At 35.4% G+C, this 21,858-nt stretch carries 20 protein-coding genes; 14 read left to right on the top strand and 6 right to left on the bottom strand.

Going from position 1 to position 21,858, the window contains the following annotated elements; all coding sequences use genetic code 11:
* Window positions 1-6: 6 nt before the first annotated feature.
* Window positions 7-906 carry an AraC family transcriptional regulator gene (locus F6U93_RS13485; protein ID WP_150940720.1) on the bottom strand — a complete coding sequence of 300 codons (900 nt, stop codon included), beginning with the start codon at window positions 904-906 and terminating at the stop codon, window positions 7-9.
* Window positions 907-1,095: 189 nt separating this feature from the next.
* On the opposite strand from F6U93_RS13485, the gene hemA reads away from it, so the two are divergent.
* The 9 genes from hemA to hemB all read left to right on the top strand — a co-directional run bounded on the left by hemA (window position 1,096) and on the right by hemB (window position 10,696).
* Complete coding sequence (hemA, locus tag F6U93_RS13480; RefSeq protein WP_150940717.1) at window positions 1,096-2,358, top strand: glutamyl-tRNA reductase; 1,263 nt, start codon at window positions 1,096-1,098, stop codon at window positions 2,356-2,358.
* Entirely contained in the window at window positions 2,351-3,928 is a 1,578-nt protein-coding gene (hemC, locus tag F6U93_RS13475) for a hydroxymethylbilane synthase (protein WP_150940715.1), read from the top strand. The genes hemA and hemC overlap by 8 nt, the downstream gene beginning before the upstream one ends.
* A gap of 177 nt (window positions 3,929-4,105) precedes the next feature.
* The gene (gene hemE / locus F6U93_RS13470; RefSeq protein WP_150940713.1) at window positions 4,106-5,134 is read left to right on the top strand and encodes a uroporphyrinogen decarboxylase; all 1,029 of its coding nucleotides are present in this window, start codon (window positions 4,106-4,108) and stop codon (window positions 5,132-5,134) included.
* Between the two features lie 78 nt (window positions 5,135-5,212).
* The gene (locus tag F6U93_RS13465; RefSeq protein ID WP_150940711.1) at window positions 5,213-5,953 is read left to right on the top strand and encodes an EI24 domain-containing protein; all 741 of its coding nucleotides are present in this window, start codon (window positions 5,213-5,215) and stop codon (window positions 5,951-5,953) included.
* A 16-nt stretch (window positions 5,954-5,969) separates the two neighbouring features.
* A complete protein-coding gene (nhaA, locus tag F6U93_RS13460) occupies window positions 5,970-7,319 on the top strand; it encodes a Na+/H+ antiporter NhaA (protein WP_150940709.1) in 1,350 nt (449 codons plus the stop codon).
* 38 nt (window positions 7,320-7,357) lie between these two features.
* Entirely contained in the window at window positions 7,358-8,260 is a 903-nt protein-coding gene (hemF, locus tag F6U93_RS13455; protein ID WP_150940707.1) for an oxygen-dependent coproporphyrinogen oxidase, read from the top strand.
* On the top strand, window positions 8,251-9,300 hold the full coding sequence (locus F6U93_RS13450) for a DUF4421 family protein (RefSeq protein WP_150940706.1): 1,050 nt from the start codon (window positions 8,251-8,253) through the stop codon (window positions 9,298-9,300). Before hemF ends, F6U93_RS13450 begins: the two co-directional genes overlap by 10 nt.
* 67 nt (window positions 9,301-9,367) lie before the next feature.
* The gene (locus tag F6U93_RS13445) at window positions 9,368-9,691 is read left to right on the top strand and encodes a YchJ family protein (protein WP_317132878.1); all 324 of its coding nucleotides are present in this window, start codon (window positions 9,368-9,370) and stop codon (window positions 9,689-9,691) included.
* Window positions 9,692-9,703: 12 nt separating this feature from the next.
* Window positions 9,704-10,696 carry a porphobilinogen synthase gene (gene hemB / locus F6U93_RS13440; RefSeq protein WP_150940702.1) on the top strand — a complete coding sequence of 331 codons (993 nt, stop codon included), beginning with the start codon at window positions 9,704-9,706 and terminating at the stop codon, window positions 10,694-10,696.
* A gap of 54 nt (window positions 10,697-10,750) precedes the next feature.
* On the opposite strand, the gene F6U93_RS13435 is transcribed toward hemB, so the two are convergent.
* Genes F6U93_RS13435 through F6U93_RS13420 form a run of 4 tightly spaced genes read right to left on the bottom strand, consistent with a single transcriptional unit; the run spans window position 10,751 to window position 15,461 of the window.
* The gene (locus tag F6U93_RS13435) at window positions 10,751-11,887 is read right to left on the bottom strand and encodes an ABC transporter permease (RefSeq protein WP_191963519.1); all 1,137 of its coding nucleotides are present in this window, start codon (window positions 11,885-11,887) and stop codon (window positions 10,751-10,753) included.
* Between the two features lie 29 nt (window positions 11,888-11,916).
* Window positions 11,917-13,077, bottom strand: a complete 1,161-nt coding sequence (locus F6U93_RS13430; RefSeq protein ID WP_150940698.1) for an ABC transporter permease — start codon at window positions 13,075-13,077, stop codon at window positions 11,917-11,919.
* A complete protein-coding gene (locus F6U93_RS13425; protein ID WP_150940696.1) occupies window positions 13,074-14,057 on the bottom strand; it encodes an HlyD family secretion protein in 984 nt (327 codons plus the stop codon). Before F6U93_RS13425 ends, F6U93_RS13430 begins: the two co-directional genes overlap by 4 nt.
* A gap of 12 nt (window positions 14,058-14,069) precedes the next feature.
* Window positions 14,070-15,461, bottom strand: coding sequence for a TolC family protein (locus tag F6U93_RS13420; protein ID WP_150940695.1), 1,392 nt, complete (start codon window positions 15,459-15,461; stop codon window positions 14,070-14,072).
* A gap of 165 nt (window positions 15,462-15,626) precedes the next feature.
* Here F6U93_RS13420 and F6U93_RS13415 point away from each other — a divergent pair, with 165 nt between their 5' ends.
* From F6U93_RS13415 to F6U93_RS13395, 5 genes are all read left to right on the top strand, one after another.
* Window positions 15,627-16,736 (top strand): CNNM domain-containing protein, encoded by a 1,110-nt coding sequence (locus F6U93_RS13415; protein WP_150940693.1) that lies wholly within the window; start codon window positions 15,627-15,629, stop codon window positions 16,734-16,736.
* Window positions 16,737-17,213 carry a methylated-DNA--[protein]-cysteine S-methyltransferase gene (locus tag F6U93_RS13410; RefSeq protein ID WP_150940691.1) on the top strand — a complete coding sequence of 159 codons (477 nt, stop codon included), beginning with the start codon at window positions 16,737-16,739 and terminating at the stop codon, window positions 17,211-17,213. It abuts the gene before it with no gap.
* 72 nt (window positions 17,214-17,285) lie between these two features.
* Window positions 17,286-18,440, top strand: a complete 1,155-nt coding sequence (locus tag F6U93_RS13405) for a serine hydrolase domain-containing protein (protein ID WP_191963518.1) — start codon at window positions 17,286-17,288, stop codon at window positions 18,438-18,440.
* Window positions 18,433-19,146: a 3'-5' exonuclease gene (locus F6U93_RS13400; RefSeq protein ID WP_150940690.1), complete on the top strand. Its 714-nt coding sequence runs from the start codon at window positions 18,433-18,435 to the stop codon at window positions 19,144-19,146. The genes F6U93_RS13405 and F6U93_RS13400 overlap by 8 nt, the downstream gene beginning before the upstream one ends.
* On the top strand, window positions 19,146-20,825 hold the full coding sequence (locus F6U93_RS13395) for an ABC transporter ATP-binding protein (protein WP_150940688.1): 1,680 nt from the start codon (window positions 19,146-19,148) through the stop codon (window positions 20,823-20,825). Before F6U93_RS13400 ends, F6U93_RS13395 begins: the two co-directional genes overlap by 1 nt.
* 309 nt (window positions 20,826-21,134) lie before the next feature.
* Here F6U93_RS13395 and F6U93_RS13390 read toward each other — a convergent pair whose 3' ends face one another.
* The gene (locus F6U93_RS13390; protein WP_150940686.1) at window positions 21,135-21,788 is read right to left on the bottom strand and encodes a 3-oxoacid CoA-transferase subunit B; all 654 of its coding nucleotides are present in this window, start codon (window positions 21,786-21,788) and stop codon (window positions 21,135-21,137) included.
* Between the last annotated feature and the right edge of the window lie 70 nt (window positions 21,789-21,858).

Genomic DNA, 21,858 nt, shown 5'->3' with positions numbered 1-21,858 from the left:
TTAAATTTAACTTAGAGACATGATATATTTTTTTGGCGTCGTGCCGTATTTCTTTTTAAAAGCCGAAATAAAATGACTGGATGCACTGTACCCAACTTTTAATCCTACTTCATTGACATTGTTTTCACCCGATTCTAACAATTTTCTGGCAACTTCCATTTTATAATCAAATAAGAAACTAAATACAGAATCGCCATAAATTTGCTTAAACCCTTCTTTTAACTTTTTTAAACTCAAGCCTATTTCATCGGCAAGTTCTTGTAAACTTGGTGGCTCAGCCATACGTGATACGATGATATCTTTGGCTTTTCGTATTTTAATCACATTGGTTTCATCAACTAAAAACGGACATTGTTCAATGTCTGCATCTTCACTCCTATTAAAATACAAGCTCAATAATTCATAGGCCTTACCTTTAAAATAAAGTTCTTTTATAGTAGTGTTCAAATTATAATTAATCAATTGATTCAATACTATAGCCATAGAAGGCGTAATCACCCCATCTTTATAATATTTTTTATCCTTATTGTCTTCACTTAAAAAGGTGATATAATCGGCTTCATGGGAGAAAAATCCGTGAAACTTCTTAATAGAAATTAAAATAGAAACCATCCAAGAATGCGGATTAATCTCCAAGTGTATTGGTAAATCCCGTTGCGGATTATATAGCAACAATGAATTCTCTTCAAGGATATTTAATTTATAACGGCCTTCATTAAACAGAAACTGACTCGAGCCTTTAACACAAAAATGGAATTGAATATAATCACTATCTATATCTTTCACAGCCGATTGCGCTTCAGCACCATCGTTTCTAAAAGTCAACACCATAACCCCATCCTCAACCGTGGTTTCATTAAAAGTACTTTTAGCGATACTTTTTTGGGCTTTTAATTCATCTTTCATTGTTAATCTATTTAGACTGATTCTAAACTAATAAGGCTCAACCGCCCTGTTTTCTTACGAAAATAACATATTTACGGCATATTCGCGAAAAACATCGCTAAAAAACCACAAACGACACTAATAGTTCTTTTAGCGTTGTTTTTTCTGATTGCAGCTATATATTTTTGTGGCATATTTCGAGCTACCAGCATGCATAACCAAATAAATTCACGAAGTTCCTACTTTTACGCCATTGGCTTAAGCTACAAAAAAGCCGATGCCGAGATAAGAGGTCACTTTAGCTTAGACGAAGATGCCAAGCGCGCATTACTCACTCAAGCTAAAGAAAATGGCATAGAAAGTCTTGTAGTGACTTCAACCTGTAATAGAACCGAAATTTACGGTTTTGCAGAACACCCTTTTAAACTCATTCAACTGCTTTGCGATAATACCAGAGGAACACTTGAAGAATTCCAAAACGTGGCCTACGTCTATAAAAACAACGAAGCCATTGCACACATGTTTCGTGTGGGTTCTGGTTTAGACAGTCAGATTCTTGGTGATTTTGAAATCATTAGTCAGTTGAAAACGAGTACCAAGCTCTCTAGAAAACACGGTTTATTAAACAATTATATTGAACGTTTAGTGAATGCCGTTATTCAAGCGAGTAAACGTATTAAAACGGAAACCGATATTTCTTCTGGAGCAACATCGGTATCTTTTGCTTCGGTGCAATTCATTTTAAATACGATTGAAAACGTTTCTGATAAGAATATTTTACTCTTCGGAACCGGAAAAATTGGTAGAAATACTTGTGAAAATTTGGTAAAACATACCAAAAACGAGCATATCACCCTAATTAACCGTACCAAAACCCGTGCTGAGCAAATTGCTGGTAAATTTAATTTGGTGGTTAAAGATTATGCGAACTTACAGGAGGAAATTAACCAAACCGATATCCTAATCGTGGCCACAGGCGCCCAACGCCCAACCATCGACAAACATATTATTCAGTCTAAAAAACCACTTTTAATTTTAGATTTATCTATTCCTAAAAACGTCAATTCTAATGTTGAAGAATTGGACCATGTGTCTTTGGTACATTTAGACCATTTATCTCAAATTACAGACCAAACTTTAGAGGCTAGAAAGACGCATATTCCTTCCGCGGAAGCGATTATAGAAGAAATTCAAGCCGAATTCAACGGTTGGTTAGAAACACGAAAGTTTGCCCCTACTATTAAGGCCTTAAAACATAAATTAAACGATTTCGCTGCTGCGGAATTGGACACACAACGCAAGAAGAACGCTGATTTCAATGAAGCACAAGCCGAATTAATTAGCAACAACATCATACAAAAAATAACGAATCACTTTGCACATCACCTTAAAGATGATAATATCTCTACTAACGATAGTTTAGAGCTTATTAAAAAAGTGTTTCAGTTAGAACCCACTCCAAAAAATGTCTAAAATCATAAGAATTGGTACGCGTGATAGTGAATTAGCACTTTATCAAGCCAACATTGTTAAAACACAACTTGAGGCTTTAGGGCACCAAACCACACTTGTTCCTTTAAAATCTACTGGCGATATCGTTTTAGATAAACCCCTTTACGAATTAGGAATTACCGGTGTTTTTACACGAACACTCGATATTGCTATGCTCAATGAGGATATTGATATTGCCGTGCATTCCCTAAAAGACGTGCCTACCCTTTTACCTAAAGGCATTGTACAAGCAGCCGTTTTAAAACGTGGTAATGTTAACGACACCCTCGTTTTTAAAAACAATGAAGAATTTTTAGGTTCTAAAAACGCCATCATTGCAACCGGAAGTTTAAGACGCCGAGCCCAGTGGTTAAACCGTTTCCCTACACACACCATTGTTGATATTCGTGGTAATGTAAATTCACGTCTTCAAAAATTAGAAGACCACGAAGATTGGAACGGTGCTATTTTTGCCGCTGCAGGTATTGGAAGAATTGGCCTCAGACCAGAAGAATCTTTTAATTTAGATTGGATGATTCCTGCGCCTGCACAAGGGGCTATCATGATTACAGCTTTAGAAAATGATGAGTTTTCTAGAACTGCTTGCGCGGAATTAAACCACGAAGAAACCGAAATTTGCACCACAATTGAACGTGATTTTCTTAACAAATTAGAAGGTGGTTGTACTGCTCCTATTGGTGCTTTAGCTTATATCAAAGACGAAGACATCCACTTTAAAGGCGTGCTTCTAAGTGAAGATGGCAGCAAACGTATTGATGTGACCCGCGTTAAAAAACTAGGTAAACATAATGATATGGCGCAATATTGTGCCGATTTCGTTATTGAACGTGGTGGAAAACGCCTGATGGACAACATCAAGTCTAGCAAACCAATTAACGTATTTTCAACCAAGCAATTTACAGAGGACCAACGTTTACTTTTTCATGAAAAAGCACTTGCTGAAAGTTCCGATTTTATAAAAATAAGCCTGAATCGTATTCACCCGCGTTTCTTAAAAAACGAAATTGAAAACGTTATTATTACCAGTAAAAATGCTGTAGAATCATTAACAACGAACTATTCGGCAGTCGAATTACAATTCAAAAACATTTACTGTGTTGGTCGTCGTACAAAACGCTTAGTAGAAAGAAAAATAGGCCCTGTAGCACACACCGAAAAAAATGCTAAGAAACTCGCCGAGTACCTAGTGGAATATATGGACGGCACTGAAGTGACCTATTTCTGTAGCGATTTAAGATTAGACGATTTACCAAATATTCTAGAAGAAAATAACATTAAGGTAACTGAAGTTGAAGCTTATCAAACTAAATTTGACGGTTTCAAAGTAGCCGATACTATTGAAAGCGCTATGTTTTATAGTCCTTCTACAGTAGAAAGTTTTGTACAAAAAAACAAGACTGAGGTTATCGCCTTTTGTATTGGAGAAACTACAGCTAAGGAAGCGAAAAAACATTTTAAAGATGTTCGCATTGCTAAAGTTCCAACTGTAGAGAGTGTTATTGAATTGGTAAATGCCCACTACGCGCAATAACTTTGAAAAAATTATAAACTAACGAAACTAAAAAGTTTAGAACCACGTTTTGACGTTAATTTTAAAAGCTCAATGAAAAAACTATGATAAATATCATTTTGGCACCATGATTTATCCATTAGTTTTACATGCTTTTTAGTTTTAGATAAAAAGATTACCGCTTTCGCGGAAAAAAATATGAGTATTAAAAACGATTTATTTTTAAGAGCATTAAAAGGAGAAACTGTTGAACGTCCACCAGTATGGATGATGCGTCAAGCTGGACGTTATTTACCAGAATTCATGGCCATTCGTGAGAAATATGACTTTTTTACACGTTGCCAGACTCCAGAATTAGCTAGTGAAATTACCGTACAACCTATTAGACGTTACGGGATGGATGCTGCTATTTTATTTAGTGACATTTTGGTTATTCCTCAAGCGATGAATATTGAGGTACAGATGAAACCTAATTTTGGCCCTTATTTACCAAATCCTGTTCGTACTCAAAAAGATGTAGATAATGTTATTGTTCCAGATGTTAAGGACGCACTAAACTATGTTTATGAAGGTATCAAAGCGACAAAGGAATTATTGAATGATGATATTCCGCTTATTGGTTTTGCAGGCTCACCATGGACCATCTTATGCTATTGCGTACAAGGTCAAGGCAGCAAGAATTTTGATAAAGCCAAAGAATTTTGCTTTACAAACCCGATAGCGGCACATCAATTATTACAAAAAATAACAGACACCACCATTGCTTACTTGAGAGAGAAAGTAAAAGCTGGTGTTAACGCCGTTCAAGTGTTCGATTCTTGGGGAGGTATGTTATCGCCAACCGATTATCAAGAATTTTCATGGCAATACATCAATCAAATTATTGAAGCTTTAAAAGATGAGGCTCCAGTCATTGCCTTCGGAAAAGGCTGTTGGTTTGCCCTTGGTGAAATGGCTAAAAGTAATGCTTCAGCTTTAGGAGTAGACTGGACCTGTTCACCTAAAAATGCACGCTACCTCACAGGAGGAAACATCACGCTTCAAGGTAATTTTGACCCGGTACGTTTATTATCACCACCGGCAGAAATAAAGAAAATGGTACACCAAATGATTAATGAATTTGGTAAAGATAAATATATTGTTAATCTAGGTCATGGTATTCTACCGCACATACCTTTAGACCACGCAAAAGCGTTTATAGACGCCGTAAAAGAGTATAACGCTTAAGTTTAAGAAAGCTAAAATTCTGTTCATTTCAGAAGTAAAAAATATAAGCTTTCTTAACTTTAGTTTTTTAAAAGAACTATGTTAAAAAGCATCACATCAGGAATTCAAGCATATCTAGGCGCTTTTGGTTTAATATCCAAACTAAAGCTCTGGAAATACTTTATTATCCCGATGTTGATTAGTGTGCTTACAGCCACAGTAATCTCTCTAATAGCTTACAGCCTATCGGACAACTTAGGGGCATATATTTCAGAAATCTGGATTTGGGACTGGGGTAAAAATGCCTTTACAGCCTTAGGTACTATTTTAAGTTTACTTATTATCATATCCATTGGCTTGATCTTGTTTAAGCACATCATCATGGCGATTTCGGCACCTTTTATGAGTCCGGTTTCAGAGAAAATTGAAGCACACCTAACAGGAAACCTCAACACTACACAACTTAACAGCACTTTTGCTCAACAATTGTGGCGAGGTATACGTATTAACATTCGCAATTTATTTAGAGAATTATTATTTACAATTCCTATCTTAGTACTCAAATTTATACCGATTGTAAATATATTTTCTACGGTAGCCTTATTTTTTCTACAATCGTATTATGCAGGGTTTGGAAATATGGACTATACATTAGAACGTCACTACAATTATAAGAACAGTATTAATTTTGTACGTCAAAATCGCGGAATAGCCATTGGCAATGGCATTATATTTATGCTCTGCCTTTTTATTCCAGTTATTGGCGTGCTTTTGGTTTTACCACTTTCGGTAACAGCTGCAACAACACAAACCGTAAAGGTTTTAAATAAGAAATTTTAAAAGTCAATTAAATAATATGGAACCAAAAAGTAATATTTTATCACCAATACAAAAATTCATCAAGATTGAGAGTTTTAGTGGTATACTGCTGCTTTTCGCAGCAATTTTAGCCTTAGCTTGGGCTAATTCACCGTATTCAGCCAGCTATACGGCACTTTGGGAATATCACCTGGGGTATAAATCAGAAACTTTCGAATTATACAAACCCTTGATTCTTTGGATTAACGATGGCTTCATGGCGGTTTTCTTTTTCCTTATTGGTTTAGAAATTAAGCGTGAGTTTTTAATCGGAGAACTAAATACAGCTAAAAAATTAGCTTTCCCACTTGTTGGTGCTGTTGGCGGAATGCTTATCCCAGTACTATTTTTCGTGCTTATTAACAACACTTTAAGTACGCATCCTGGTGACACGCTACACGGTTGGGGTATTCCTATGGCTACCGATATTGCTTTCTCATTAGCCATATTAAAAGTACTAGGAAACAAAGTTCCTATTAGCTTAAAAATATTTTTAACAGCCTTTGCTATTGTTGATGATTTAGGTGCTGTTATTGTGATTGCTCTTTTCTATAGTGGAACCATTAAAATGGCCCTTTTAGGTGCTGCCCTGGTGTTATTAGCTATCCTATACTTCTTATCACATAAAGGCTATTACTCTAAGTTCTTAATGATTATTTTCGGTATTGCGATTTGGATTCTATTCCTTAAATCAGGAATTCACCCAACTTTAGCAGGTATCTTATTAGCCTTTTCTGTGCCAATTAGACAAAAAGCAGATACCTCTGTTTTCTTAACACGATTGGAAGAAATCACCAATAAAATTAAAAGCTCTTCAGAATTAAAGGAGCCTATACTTTCTGCCGAACAAATTCATGAAATTGATGAGTTACAGCACTGGACCAACGAGTATCAATCACCCTTACAGCATTTAGAGCATCACTTACATGACTGGGTAGCTTACTTTATTATTCCTATTTTCGCCTTGGCAAATTCAGGAGTTGTTTTAAGCAGTAGTGAAGGTTTAGACTTAGTACTTGTGGCTAACATTGCCGTATGTTTATTATTAGGGAAAAGTATTGGGGTTTCCATATTTGTATTACTTGCCGATAAACTTAAAATCATAAAAATACCATCTGATATTACAACAGCACACATCATTGGGGTGTCGTTCTTAGCAGGTATTGGTTTTACTATGGCTATTTTCATTGCTAGTTTAGCCTTTACAGAGCACCACATTTATGTAGATTCTGCTAAAATTGGTATTTTAATAGGCTCGTCCATATCAGGTATCATCGGTTATATGTTACTGAATCGTCAGGGCAATAAAATGGCGAAACTGGATGAACCAAAACCGGTTTCTAACTAGAAACCATTTCTATAAATATTAAGTAGAATCATTTATAAATGAAGGATAAGTTTTATCAATACATTCAAAATTTACAAGATCAAATCACTTCTAAATTAGAATCTATTGATGGTCAAGCCACATTTCAAGAAGACCTTTGGACACGACCTGAAGGCGGCGGCGGAAGAACCCGTGTTATTGAAAACGGCAACGTTTTTGAAAAAGGCGGGGTAAACATCTCTGGGGTTCATGGTAAATTACCAAAATCAATGCAAGCCTATTTTAAAGTTGGTGATGTTGATTTTTTTGCCTGCGGATTGAGCCTCGTACTGCATCCTAAAAACCCAATGGTGCCTACAGTACACGCCAATTGGCGCTATTTTGAAATGTATGACAAAACTGGTGATATTATTGACAGCTGGTTTGGTGGCGGTCAAGATTTAACGCCTTATTACCTGTTTGATGAAGATGCTGTGCATTTTCATCAAACTTGTAAAACGGCTTGTGACAATCATAACCCAGAGTTCTATCCCAACTATAAAAAACGTTGCGACGAATACTTTTACAATGCACACCGCAATGAAGGCCGTGGTATTGGCGGTTTGTTTTTTGATTATTGTAAAGCAACCGATGACATGACCATGGAAAACTGGTACGATTTTGTAACCGAAGTCAGTGATAGTTTTTTAGAAGCCTACGCACCTCTTGTAGAACGCAGAAAAGATCTTCCATACAACACAGCACAACGCGATTGGCAGGAAATTCGCCGTGGGCGTTATGTGGAGTTTAATTTAGTGCACGATAAAGGCACTCTTTTCGGATTAAAAACCAATGGACGTATTGAAAGTATCTTGATGAGTTTACCTCCTCATGTACAATGGGTTTATGACCATCACCCCGAGCCTGGTAGCGAAGAAGAAAAACTGATTAAAATATTACAGCAACCAAAAAAATGGATTTAAAACCAAAGCTACTTTGCTTTTTACTCAACCTATTGTGTTTATCACTTTTAGCTCAAAACACCAAGCCTAACGAAACAAAACAAGATACTATTAATGGGATTATTTATGGAGAACAGCCTAACGCCCATATCTATATTTATAAGAATAGAATTACTACCAGAGCTTTTTTTGTTAAAACCTCTAATTCGATAAATATTAGAAATCGTGGCAACCCTAATGAAGAGTTTGTACTTTCCCCTAACAACCAAGATAAAATAGGGGTTTCGGTAGCTTTTAGATCCATTTCAGCCTCCTATTCATTTTCACCTAATTCTCTAGCTGAAAACCCAAAAGACAAGAACTCTAATCTCTTTAATTTAAACTTAAGAAATTATTTTGGTAGACACTTTATGCAAACCTTAGATATTTATAGTCAAAAAGGGGTAATATTAGAGATAGGTAATGATCCACAGGCATACTTGCCAGATACAAAAACCTTTAAAATAGGAGGATCGACGTCCTATATTTTTAATGAAAATTTCTCATATCGTGCTCTAGCCACTCAAGACGAAAAGCAACTAAAAAGTGCCGGGACCCTTATACCTCGTTTGGTGTATTATTTTACAAAACATGATTTAAACGCATATAGCAACGACCCCAATACCCAATCTGTAAGCACAGATTATAATTCTTTTGATATTGCCTTTGCACCGTCTTATGTATACAATTTTGTACCAACAAAGAATCTATTTATCTCAGCAGGAGCTTCTGCAGGAATTGGTTTAAATTACAGTAATAATCCTGCTGGTGAGGACGACACGACCTCTTTACTTACAGAACTTGATTTTAGAGGCACCATAACCTACGATATCAATTTCTTATATCTAGGAGCCCACTACAACTATTTGATATTAAATCACAATAGTGATCGCTCATCATACATTAAAGATGATATCCCTTATTTGCAAGTTTTTATAGGGTACCGCTTTAATGCACCAAAGAAACTAGTTGATAAAGCAGACAGAATCAACGGTAAGATTAACGAAAAAATAGGGATTTAAAAATATGTCTTGTTACTGCGGTCACATAACCCCTTATGAAACCTGCTGTGAACCCATTCACAAAAACATGGCAAAGGCTAAAACTGCCGAACAGCTCATGCGTTCCAGATACAGCGCTTTTGTTTTAGCAAATGGCGATTATTTAATAGAAAGTCAGCACAGTAAAACACGACAACCCAAGGAGAAAAAAGCCATTATTAATTGGGCCAAATCGGTGCAATGGATAAAATTAGAAGTCTTAGAAACCACGAAAGGCCAAATAGAAGATACCGAAGGTACCGTCACATTTAACGCCTATTTCTATGAAAACGGCAAGGTTGATGTGATTCATGAAAAATCGGCTTTTGTAAAAGAAAATAACCTTTGGACATATTTAGGTCTCAGTAAATAAAAAAATTAAATTATGTACCCTTTAAGAAGAAATAGAAGATTAAGAACTAACGGAGCTATTCGTTCACTAGTTCGTGAAACCATATTGACACCAAATGATTTTTTAGTGCCACTTTTTGTGGTAGAAGGCCAAGGCGTTAAGGATGAAATTCCATCGATGCCTAATTACTTTCGTTATAGTTTAGATTTGCTTGAAAAAGAAGTTAAAGAACTTTGGAAACTGGGTTTAAAATCTGTTTTACTCTTTGTAAAAGTACCAGACCACCTTAAAGATAATAAGGGTACGGAAGCATTAAACCCCAATGGACTCATGCAGCGCGCCATAAAAACTGTAAAAAATGCCTGTCCAGATATGCTAGTTATGACCGATGTGGCTCTGGATCCGTACTCTGTTTACGGCCATGATGGTATTGTAGAAAACGGACAAATTATTAATGATGATACCGCCGAATTTTTAGCTGAAATGAGCTTATCACACGCCAAAGCAGGAGCAAATTTTGTAGCCCCTAGTGATATGATGGATGGCCGCATTTTAACAATTCGTGAGGCTTTAGAGGATGAGGGTTTCACAGATACAGGTATTATGAGCTATTCTGCAAAGTATGCTTCGGCGTTTTACGGGCCTTTTCGTGATGCCCTAGATTCTGCTCCAGTGGACGTAGTAGATATTCCTAAGGATAAAAAAACCTACCAAATGGATTATGGCAACCGATTTGAGGCCCTTCGTGAAACCGAAATGGATATCGATGAAGGTGCCGATATTGTTATGGTTAAACCCGGACTGTCTTACCTAGATATTTTAAGAGATATAAAGAATGAAGTTGATCTGCCTGTAGCGGTATATCAAGTTTCTGGTGAATATGCCATGATTAAAGCTGCTGCCGAAAAAGGTTGGTTAGACCATGATCAAATCATAATGGAAACTACAACGGCATTCAAACGTGCTGGCGCTGATATGATTGCGAGTTATTTTGCTAAAGATGTGGTGAAACTTTTAAATGATTAAAAAGAATTTAATCCAAACGTTAATTGTTATCCTGAGCGTCGTCTAAGGGTAGAATCAAGAGTTAGCTCGTAGTAATTTTCGATTTCTTATAGACCTAAATCGCAGATACAAAAGACCATATCCAACTAATAACAAAAGGAGAAGATGCACCAATTCACTTGTGATATCTGATAAATTTGCACCCTCTACTGCTAAAGCATTAAATACTTTGAAATAAGGAGTAGATGGCAATACATTTGCAAATAATTGCAGCAGTCTTGGCATAGATTCAATAGGCCAAGAATAACCAGAGACTAAAAACAAAGGATAGGTTGAAAACGCCAAAACCTCTGTCCAACCAATAGTAGTTTTAAAGAAACTTGCAAAAATCACTGTATAAATTAATACCGTTGTAATAAACAATATCCCTAAAAATAAATGAAAACCAATAGAACCATTAAACGTTAAATAAAAATGAGGAAAAATAAGCTTAAAAAACACAAAAAGATAGGCCAGGTAAAGCCCTAAATAATAAATACTCTTAGCCGATAAAATCTTTATAAAATCAAAAAAAGTAGAGTTACTCAAAGGCTTAAGCATACTATGATTAAATTCATGCACTATACTTTGCCCAAAACCAATAATTAGGGTTTGTTGCAAAATCAAAATCAATAAAACAGGTAATAAATAATCCCCATAATTATTAGTGGCATTATAAATAGACTTAATCACTGGCAGTACAGGCTGGGCTTTCTGTTTTGCTTGCTCGATAGGTATTTTGTTGCTAACCAGATATTGCATTCTTACACCACCAGAAACCGTTAAAATAACATGCTGAACAGCTTTATTTATTTCATTTGAGGTTAAAAATTTAGTATTGTTAAGTATCAATTCTACGTGAGCACCTTCTAAATTCATGGTTTTTCCTTGAAATCCTTTTGGAAACATTACAATACCCTGTACTTCTAAATTATTAAAATAAAATAGTGCTTCTTCAATACTAGAAAAATGACCATTTACATTTACTCTTTCAGAAGCATTTAGGAGCCAAGAAACCTTTGCGGATAGGTTTGAACGGTCATAATCTACAATAGCAACAGGAATTTCTTTAACTTCTTTTTCAGCATAAATAGAGCCCACAAAAAAAGCGTAAAGTAGTGGTGCTACTAAACATGTAAGAAGAATACTTTTGTCTTCAAAAATAAGTGACAATTCACTTTTGAATATAGAGAACCAACTTTTCATGCTAAAACTTTTGTATTACGACGCAACAAAATGATACAAGCAACAATATAACCTACTAAAAAAAAGATTATTAAATCTAAAATATGATCTAGCAAAAAAGTAAAGGGTGTTTCCATTTCTATACCCTTTACGTAAGCGTGTAAAAAATGCGTATAAGGTATAAGCTGGGCATACCAAGCATTAAAAGCAGGCATAGCCATTATAGGAAATGTAAAGCCACTAAAAACAAATGCTGGCGAATTATAAACAAACGACACGTCCATGGCAATCGCTTCATTTTTAAATATGACAGACACCATGATACCAAGCATAGCGTTAACCAAAACAAATAAAAACACTACTGCCAAAAATGGGAGTGTTCCGCTACTTGCAGGAATACCCAATAAGGGGTGAACAGCCGAAAAAATAAAGACACCAACCATAACTCCAATTAATGTGTAAGTGAGTAATTTTCCAATTATAAGTTTAAAAATACTCCCATCCGCGATTTTTAAAAGTGCTTCATAAGTTTGGTTAGAGTATTCTGAATTTATAGCCCGTGCTGCCAAAAAAAATACCAGCATTTGAAGCAATACGGTGGTTAAGCCCGGGACCAGATAATATAAGTAATTGTAATACGAATTAAAAAGCGGTCTTGATCTCACTTTTACTGGCATAATCATTTTTAAAGCCTTTTCACTTGGAACACCTTGGGCCTTTAACATGTTATAATTAATTCCGGCAGACATGGTATTAATAAAACTGGCTGCCTCTTTATAAATTAAATTACCAAAAACAATATTTGATGCATTTACATAAACTAAAAGCTTTGCTTGTTCTCCACGGTAAATTTTTTTTTCAAAACCCTTAGGAATGAGATAAAAGCCTTTAATTTCAGGATGTTTCGTAAAAATACTATCTATATGATCATGAGAATTCAAGAATTTTATAATATTCAACTTTGGAGCTGCTTCCACATTTTGGATCACCTTTCTGCTTAAATCTGAATGATCTAAATCTAAAACCGCAATATTTACATGTTCAATACTGCCCTCTTTATAAATATATCCTAAATAGAAAAATATAGCTGTGGGTATTAAAAGTATTAACACCCAAGCTGCAGGTCTTTTTTTTAAAATAAAAAGCTCTCTAATTATTATGTTTATAACAGCTTTCAAAGTTTAATATTAACACTCATTCCTGGACGCAGGTTATCAATCTTACTAACAGGTTTTAGGTGTATTTCAAAGGTTTTCATATCTAATCTTCCTTTATCTGCCGTAGGAATCCAATCGGCGAAATCTGCCATAGGTGCAATGTAGGTGACTTTAAATTGAAACGATTCATTATTAAATGCGGGTAGCTTCCCTGTTATTTCGGACCCCATAATAAAATCATTCAAAAAATCTTCACGAACGTGTAACACCGCATAAATATCCTCTAGTTTCTGAACCGTAAAAATAGGATAACCAGCAGGCATGACTTCACTTTCTTCAGCCAATTTATTTGATATCTCGCCAGAAACCGGGGCATATATCTCTAGCTGTTTATAATAGGCCTTAGCTTCATTAACCATACCACCAGCAGCATCCATTTGGCCTATTGCTGCTCTTTTATCTTCGACTCTAGCACCTTCTTTAGCCATTTCAAAAATAGATTTAGCGGCATTCATCTGATCAAAAGCAGCATCACGTTTAAAAACAATTTCATCCATTTGTTGCTGGGACACTAAACTATCTGCAACTAAAGCCTTTAACCTATTATATGATTTCTCAGCAAAACTATACTGACTTAATGCCATCTTAAAGCTGTTTTCTGCCGCTTCAACCTCTTGATTTCTAGTTCCTGTATTTGCTTTTTCACTAACAGACTTCGCAGCTTTAAAAAGCCCTTCTGCCTGTTGGACTTTAGCCTCCAAAATATCACTTTCAATAGTTGCCAACAATTGCCCTTTTTTAACTTGATCGCCACGATTCACATATATAGATTCTATTCTCCCCGGAATTTCAGAAGCTACTTTAATTTCAACAGTTTCAAAAAGCGCTACAAACACACGACCTGAATCTTTATTGGGACTCGACATAACCAATATAAATATTCCAATAGCAATAATTAAAACAGGGACTGTTAACATGAAAATTTGCTTATCATTTTTCATAATTTTATTTTTTCATTGGTTCAAATTCTGTACTTGTAAACTTCCTGTAGAAATCAATAATTCTAAAGCAGCCATACGTTGCTGGGTAATAAGTTCATAATAATTAAAAGTAACATCCTGATAATCAGTTTCTGCTTCTAAACGTTCAGTAATAGAAATTAATCCCGCTTTATATTGCTTGACGGCAGAATTTAATGTGTTCAAGGCAACTTGTTTTTCTTGCTCCTTATATAATAGTTGCTCATTTTTTACTTCAAAATCAACTTGCGTCTTTTTAGCAAACAACTTCAACTTTTCTAAAACATCTGCCTTTTTATCTTCAGCCATACTTTTCTCGATAGAAGTTTTACCAATTTCTGTTGTATGTTTTAGACCACTAAAAATTTCCCATTTCATACCCACCCCTAAAAAATATGTTGGAAAAAATTGAAACTTATTTAACTCTAAGTTAATAGGTTCATTTCCTATTAAGCTGTTGTAAGGAGTATTTAGTTCTGCATTAAACAAATTGGCATAAGATAAATTTGCAAATGCCTGAATTTTAGGCAAAAATAAATGTTTGTTCATTTTAAGCTTATAGTCATATCCCTTAATAGAAGCATTAAGCGCCTTAACTTCAGGACGATCAATAAAAGATTCTCGGCTAATTTCTACCAACCATGGTTTCAGCTCAAACATATATGCTTTAAGACTAAACACGTCAACACCAGTAAGCATTGATAATTTTAGATATAATAAGCCTAAATTTCCGTTAATTTCCGTTTTCTTAGCGGCTATATTAAGTTCTGCGGCCCTGATTTTATCTCTTTCATAAGGTGTTGCTAAACCATTGGAAATAGCCTTTAAAACTCGCTCTTTTTCTTTAGTAATTCGCCTTAATCCAGACTCCAAAACATGTTTCGATTGTTTAAGGAGTTCAATCTTATCAAAAGTACTTATCACGTCTTTGATAATCTCTGCTCGTTCTTTAAACAATAAATAATGCATTGCTCTTATCTTTTGATTACTAGCCTTAGCTCCATAATTGACTTGCAACCCAGAAAACAACAGAGCCTTTGCTGTAAGGTTTGCATTTAAAACATTTCCATTGGTATTAAATTTTTTATCTCCTTCAAACAAATTTATACCTGTGATAGGCAATTGCACGGTTGGAATATTAGTTATGATTTGAGTAGAACCATAACCATAAAGTGCATCAAACTCAAGAGTTGGTATAAAATTTTGACGTATGCTCTTATATTCTAAACTATCAAGAGACAATTCATAATTTGCAGCTTTTAACTCATAACTCTTATCTAAACTCAATTCAATAAGTTCTAACTGTGCATCTGTTAGGTTTTGTTGAGCTTGGACTGTGATGGTAAAACCACAAAATAAAAAGAAAAGAAAAAAAGCCTTTTTCATAATAAAAGATTAGTCAGAAAACGCCAACAAGTTAAGTATTCTTTGAACAAAAATGTAAAATTTACGTCCTATTTTTGTTAAAAACAAAAAGCACATCGATCATAGAAATTTAGACACGCCGAGTAAAATGGTTTTTGTAAATTAGTACTTTACTAAAACCATTTTATGAGTGTACTGATTTTTTGGGCAACCATTTCTATATTTTTCTCCTTTCTATGTTCCATCCTAGAAGCTGTTTTATTAAGTATTACACCTACCTTTATAAACCTTAAAAAGCGAGAAAAAAAAGACTACGCTTTAACACTAGAAGCGCTAAAAAAAGATGTAGATAAACCACTCATTGCGATTTTAACGCTTAACACCATAGCCCATACTTTAGGCGCTATGATGGTAGGTATCGAAGCCGAAAAACTACCTTTTAAAATCGAATTATTTGGCATCAACACCGTTGGTGTGGTATCAGCCATTATGACTTTTTTAATTCTGGTGGCTTCAGAAATTATTCCAAAAACCATTGGTGCTACCTATTGGAAACAATTGGCTAATTTTACTTCAAAAGCATTAACCATTTTAATTTTCCCATTGAAATGGACCGGTATTTTATGGTTATTACAACTCACCACAAAACTTATTGGCGGTAAAGGTCACGGCAGTGTTTTAACACGAGAAAGCTTTCTGGACATGACCGATTTGGCTCATGAAGAAGGTGTTTTTCAAGAAAACGAAAGTAAGGTCATTAAAAACTTATTAACCTTTAAACAGGTGTTTGCCAAAGATATCATGACCCCTAGAACCGTGATGAAAACTGTAGACGAACACACCACGGTAGAAGATTTCTTCAATAAAAACCTCAACCTGCGTTTTTCAAGGGTCCCTGTTTTTGTTGATGAACCTGATAATATTAAAGGTTTGGTTCTTAAAGATGAAATTTTTAAAGAAATGGCCCTAGGTAATGGCTCCCAACAACTATCTGAACTTAAACGTAATATCATCATCATTAATAGAAATTTACCCATTCCAGATTTATTTGAAAAACTTATAGATAGCCGTAACCATATGGCTTTAGTTGTTGATGAATATGGCACCGCCAGCGGTATTGTCACGATGGAAGATGTTATTGAAACCCTGCTAGGTCTAGAGATTATGGATGAAAGTGATAGCGTTTCAGATTTACAGCTATTAGCACGTAAAAGCTGGGAAATCCGTGCTAAAAAATTAGGCATTTTTGAGGAAGATAAAAAAGAAAATCAAGAAGACACAAACGCCTCAGAATAAATGGAAACCTGTATCATTGCTTCCCCGATAGGTTTCACTAAAATTTGTGGTGATACACAGGGGATATCCAGTGTAACGGTGCTCAATTCCGAAGAAAAAATCACAGATGTTATTCCTGAAGCCTTACTGGAAGGCGTAACGCAACTCCAGGATTACTTTAAAGGTGAACGCCAACAATTTGACCTCACACTAAACCCTCAAGGCAGTGACTTTCAGAAAAGAGTATGGAAACAACTTCAGCAAATTCCCTACGGCAAAACCTTATCGTATCTCGAATTATCAAAACAAGTGGGTGATGCCAAAGCCATTCGAGCTGTGGCCAATGCCAATGCTAAAAATCCGCTATGGATTATCACACCCTGCCACCGCGTTATTGGAAGCGATGGTAGTTTAACAGGCTACGCCGGTGGTTTACACCGCAAACAATGGTTGTTAAATCATGAAAACCCGAATAAGCAGCAAACGCTGTTTTCATAGTAAGCTTCAAGTATTCCAAAACCCGTAAAACATAAAATTATTTCCTATATTTAGTCGACTAATTATATCCACATGAAATTTATAAAAATCTTCCTTAAAGGAATTATTCTCATTCTTATTGCTGCAGTTGCCCTTTTATATATTTTCGATTACGATTATATTCTAAGAGGTGCCAAAATTGTATATTTTACAGGGCATAAAACTGCTTTTATAGATGATTACACCTATTTTGACAACGATACTATAAAAAAAGGCAATACCACAAGCCCTTGGCCAACACATCAAAACTACAACACCGTAGAACCAACAAAAAAACTAGAAAAAGTTAACGAATCTTGGGGTACTGTTGCGTTCTTAATTATAAAAAATGATAGTATTTGGTATGAAAACTATCATGAAGATTATACTAAAGACTCTAAAACAAACTCCTTTTCTATGGCCAAAAGTATTACCACGGCACTATTAGGAAAAGCCATTATGGATGGTGATATTAAAAACCTAGACCAGCCTGTTAGCGATTTCTATCCTGAATATGAGGGTAGTAAAATAACCGTTGGCGATTTGGCCTCTATGGCCTCTGGATTAGACTGGGTGGAGTCTTATACGAGTCCGTTTTCAGTAACCGCAAGGGCGAATTATGATGATGATTTAGCCGAAACCATTCTCAATCAAAAAGTTGTAGAAGAACCAGGAAAGGCCTTTAAATATTTAAGCGGAAACACCGAGTTACTAGGTATGGTTATAGAAAAAGCTACGGGTAAAAGCCTTTCAAACTACCTTTCAGAATCTTTTTGGAAACCTATGGGTGCAGCCAACGATGCTTTATGGCAAGTTGACGATAGTGAACACCGTTTAGCCAAAGCTTTTTGTTGTATTTCAAGTAACGCTCGTGATTTTGCACGTTTTGGTAAACTGTATAAAAACTTTGGAAAATGGGAAGGCCAACAACTTTTAGACTCTGCTTATGTGGCTAAATCTGTTAAACCCCGCTTTAAGGATGGCCCAGAATACGGTTATGGCTGGTGGTTAAAAGAACAAAATGGAAAAGATTTTTTCATGATGCGTGGCCATCTTGGGCAATATGTTATCGTACAGCCCGAAGACGATGTGATTATCGTGCGTTTAGGCCATAGAAAATCTCGTGATTATGGCCATACCGATGCTGTTTTCACTAATGATATTGTTACCTATATTGATGAAGCTTATAAAATGCTAAGCCATGATTAAAAAGCACAATCTTGAAAATATTTTATTTCTTGACATTGAAACCGTTCCAGAAGTTCAGCATTTTTCAGATTTAGACGAAACGAAACAAGCCCTTTGGGAAGGTAAATCAAAATACCAAAGAAAAGAAGATTTCACTGCTGAAGAATTTTACGACCGTGCCGGAATATGGGCGGAATTTGGTAAAATTGTTTGTATATCAGTAGGGTATTTTAATATCCACAACGATTTAAGATCCTTTAGAACCACTTCTTTTTTTGGTGACGAAATAAAAATCCTGAAGGACTTTAAAAACTTACTGAACACCCATTTTAACCAGCCTCAACATTTACTTTGCGGACATAACGGTAAAGAATTTGACTTTCCTTATATTGCCCGACGCATGATTATTCATAATATTGAATTGCCTCAAAAACTCAACTTATTTGGGAAAAAACCATGGGAAATTCCACACCTAGATACCTTAGAACTTTGGAAATTTGGTGATTTTAAAAGCTTTACCTCTTTAAAACTTCTTACTAATGTTTTAGGCATACCGTCTCCAAAAGATGATATTGATGGTAGTGAAGTGTATCGTGTGTATTACGAAGACAATGAAATAGATCGCATTGTAACTTATTGCGAAAAAGACACCATTGCGGTAGCGCAAATATTCCTGCGCTTGAGAGGAGATGATATTTTAACCGATGATGAAATTATTCACATATAATGAAAGATAACCAGATTTTAGAAGTTAAGGAATTAAGTGTATCATTTGGTGACAATGAAGTGGTACACAACATTAGCTACCAACTTCATACCAATGAAGTTTTAGGCATTGTTGGTGAATCTGGCTCGGGTAAGTCAGTTTCCTCTTTGGCTGTATTAGGCTTACTGCCGAAGAAAATTTCAAGCATCAATTCGGGGTCTATTCTGTTTGAAGATGTTGATCTGGTAGAACTATCTTCAAAATCATTTCAAACCATTCGCGGAAATAAGATTGCTATGATTTTCCAAGAACCTATGAGTTCTTTAAACCCATCTATGACCTGCGGTAAACAACTTTTAGAAATCTTACTACAACATACTCACGTTTCTAAAAAAACGGCAAAACAGGAAACCATAGAGCTTTTTGAAAAGGTGAAGTTGCCAAACCCAGAACGTGTGTTCAAGGCTTATCCTCATGAAATTTCTGGAGGCCAAAAACAACGGGTTATGATTGCCATGGCTATTGCTTGTAAGCCTGATATTTTAATAGCCGACGAACCTACAACAGCCTTAGATGTTACCGTACAAAAAGACATCATCAGTTTATTAAAAGAACTGCAGGCACAAACAAAAATGAGCATCATTTTCATCACGCATGATTTGGCGTTGATTTCAGAAATTGCCGATCGTGTATTAGTCATGTACAAAGGTCAAATTGTTGAACAGGGTCTTGTGGCTAGTATATTTAAAAATCCACAACACAACTACACCAAAGCCTTAATCAATTCAAGACCTTCATTAGATTCACGATTAAAAGTATTACCTACTATTGGTGATTTTTTAAACGAAACCATTTCTAATGAAGTGGTTTCAAAAGAAGAACGCCAAAAAAATCACGAAACGATTTACAGCAAGCCCCCTTTATTAGAAGTGATTGATGTTGAAAAAGAATACATGTCAAAAACCAATATATTTTCTAAACCTGAAGGCTTCAAAGCTGTTAATGGTGTCAGTTTTAAACTCTACGAAGGCGAAACTTTAGGCTTGGTAGGCGAATCTGGCTGCGGAAAATCAACCTTAGGAAACGCTATTCTACAATTAGATAAGGCCACAGCAGGACAAATTATTTATAAAGGTGTTGATATTACTAAACTATCAAAAGCCGACACTAGAAAGCTTAGAAAAGACATTCAGATTATATTTCAAGATCCTTATTCTTCTCTAAATCCAAGGATCCCTGTTGGTGAAGCCATTTTGGAACCTATGAAAGTACATCAACTTTACGAAACTGATGAAGCACGTAAAGAAAAGGTCATTGATATTTTAAATAAGGTGGGGTTGTCTGAGGATCATTATAACCGATATCCTCATGAGTTTTCGGGCGGTCAAAGACAACGTATTGGTATCGCTAGAACGATTGCCCTTCAACCGAAACTGATTGTCTGTGACGAATCAGTTTCAGCTTTGGACATTTCTGTTCAAGCGCAAGTATTAAACTTGCTTAATGCACTTAAAAAGGACTTCGATTTCACTTATATTTTCATCTCACATGACTTAGCAGTTGTGAAATACATGTCAGATCAATTATTGGTTATGAACCAAGGTGAAATTGAAGAGTTAGACGATGCAGATATCATCTATAAAAATCCTAAAAAGGAATACACAAAAAAATTAATTCATGCTATTCCTAAAGGTTTATAGCATGAATATCTTTTTAGTCAAATAACATAAGCTTTTTACAAATTCAAAAGTATCTCTTACAGATGTTTTAAACTTGCTTTGGTTAGTAGGTAGTTCATGTAGATTTGCGTCCATATACGTAGGCTTTTTAAATTACTTTAGATTTTGGGACAAAAAGTTAAATCTAAAATTAATATTTCTTTTTTGGCTGCAACTAATATCGATAATAGATTCTATTTATCCGACAAAAAACATATAAATTCGATGAAACGCAACAATTTTTAACAATCAGCCTTTAAAGAAGCAAAATAGTCTTACAAGACTCACAACTTAAAACTCCATTTCAGGGACTTTTCCTTCAACAATTAAATACCCCTCAGTAGCAGACTTTATAGTTTCGACAGAAACTCCTGGGGCACGTTCTAATAACTTAAAACCTTTTGGAATAATTTCAATAACCGCAAGATTGGTTACAATTTTTTTAACACAGCCTACACCTGTTAGTGGTAAACTACATTTTTTTAGCAGTTTAGACGCGCCAGACTTATTTGTATGCATCATAGCCACAATAATATTTTCAGCACTAGAAACTAGATCCATCGCGCCTCCCATACCTTTTACCATGCGTCCTGGAATTTTCCAATTGGCAATATCGCCATTTTCGGCAACCTCCATAGCTCCTAAAATGGTCAAATCAACATGCTGACCACGAATCATAGAAAAACTTAAAGCCGAATCAAAAAAGCTCGCGCCAGGAAGCGCAGTAATCGTTTGCTTACCGGCATTAATAAGATCGGCATCAACCTCATCTTCCAACGGAAAGGGTCCCATACCTAAAATACCATTTTCACTTTGAAATTCAACCTCGATATCATCGCGAACATAATTGGCCACTAAGGTTGGAATACCAATACCTAAGTTTACATAATACCCGTCTTTAACTTCTTTAGCGATACGCTTTGCAATACCTATTTTATCTAACATTTTATTTTAGTTATGAGTTAAAAGTGCCCAAAGTATTTAAAGTTAAGCACCATATTAATATTTAAATCAA

The organism is Pseudotamlana haliotis (genome assembly GCF_008806375.1).
Classification (GTDB): domain Bacteria; phylum Bacteroidota; class Bacteroidia; order Flavobacteriales; family Flavobacteriaceae; genus Pseudotamlana; species Pseudotamlana haliotis.
Note: the sequence above shows the minus strand (reverse complement) of the source record. Positions and strands in the feature narration are given on the sequence as shown.

What these genes read in the sequence shown, in the direction of transcription:
- hemF (WP_150940707.1), top strand. Translation starts at nt 7,358, where the DNA reads ATGAAGGATAAGTTTTATCAATACATTCAAAATTTACAAGATCAAATC.
- hemE (WP_150940713.1), top strand. Translation starts at nt 4,106, where the DNA reads ATGAGTATTAAAAACGATTTATTTTTAAGAGCATTAAAAGGAGAAACT.
- F6U93_RS13465 (WP_150940711.1), top strand. Translation starts at nt 5,213, where the DNA reads ATGTTAAAAAGCATCACATCAGGAATTCAAGCATATCTAGGCGCTTTT.
- hemA (WP_150940717.1), top strand. Translation starts at nt 1,096, where the DNA reads ATGCATAACCAAATAAATTCACGAAGTTCCTACTTTTACGCCATTGGC.
- F6U93_RS13405 (WP_191963518.1), top strand. Translation starts at nt 17,286, where the DNA reads ATGAAATTTATAAAAATCTTCCTTAAAGGAATTATTCTCATTCTTATT.
- F6U93_RS13390 (WP_150940686.1), bottom strand. Translation starts at nt 21,788, where the DNA reads ATGTTAGATAAAATAGGTATTGCAAAGCGTATCGCTAAAGAAGTTAAA.
- F6U93_RS13445 (WP_317132878.1), top strand. Translation starts at nt 9,368, where the DNA reads ATGGCAAAGGCTAAAACTGCCGAACAGCTCATGCGTTCCAGATACAGC.
- F6U93_RS13450 (WP_150940706.1), top strand. Translation starts at nt 8,251, where the DNA reads ATGGATTTAAAACCAAAGCTACTTTGCTTTTTACTCAACCTATTGTGT.
- hemC (WP_150940715.1), top strand. Translation starts at nt 2,351, where the DNA reads ATGTCTAAAATCATAAGAATTGGTACGCGTGATAGTGAATTAGCACTT.
- F6U93_RS13485 (WP_150940720.1), bottom strand. Translation starts at nt 906, where the DNA reads ATGAAAGATGAATTAAAAGCCCAAAAAAGTATCGCTAAAAGTACTTTT.
- F6U93_RS13425 (WP_150940696.1), bottom strand. Translation starts at nt 14,057, where the DNA reads ATGAAAAATGATAAGCAAATTTTCATGTTAACAGTCCCTGTTTTAATT.
- F6U93_RS13415 (WP_150940693.1), top strand. Translation starts at nt 15,627, where the DNA reads ATGAGTGTACTGATTTTTTGGGCAACCATTTCTATATTTTTCTCCTTT.
- F6U93_RS13395 (WP_150940688.1), top strand. Translation starts at nt 19,146, where the DNA reads ATGAAAGATAACCAGATTTTAGAAGTTAAGGAATTAAGTGTATCATTT.
- hemB (WP_150940702.1), top strand. Translation starts at nt 9,704, where the DNA reads ATGTACCCTTTAAGAAGAAATAGAAGATTAAGAACTAACGGAGCTATT.
- F6U93_RS13410 (WP_150940691.1), top strand. Translation starts at nt 16,737, where the DNA reads ATGGAAACCTGTATCATTGCTTCCCCGATAGGTTTCACTAAAATTTGT.
- F6U93_RS13420 (WP_150940695.1), bottom strand. Translation starts at nt 15,461, where the DNA reads ATGAAAAAGGCTTTTTTTCTTTTCTTTTTATTTTGTGGTTTTACCATC.
- nhaA (WP_150940709.1), top strand. Translation starts at nt 5,970, where the DNA reads ATGGAACCAAAAAGTAATATTTTATCACCAATACAAAAATTCATCAAG.
- F6U93_RS13400 (WP_150940690.1), top strand. Translation starts at nt 18,433, where the DNA reads ATGATTAAAAAGCACAATCTTGAAAATATTTTATTTCTTGACATTGAA.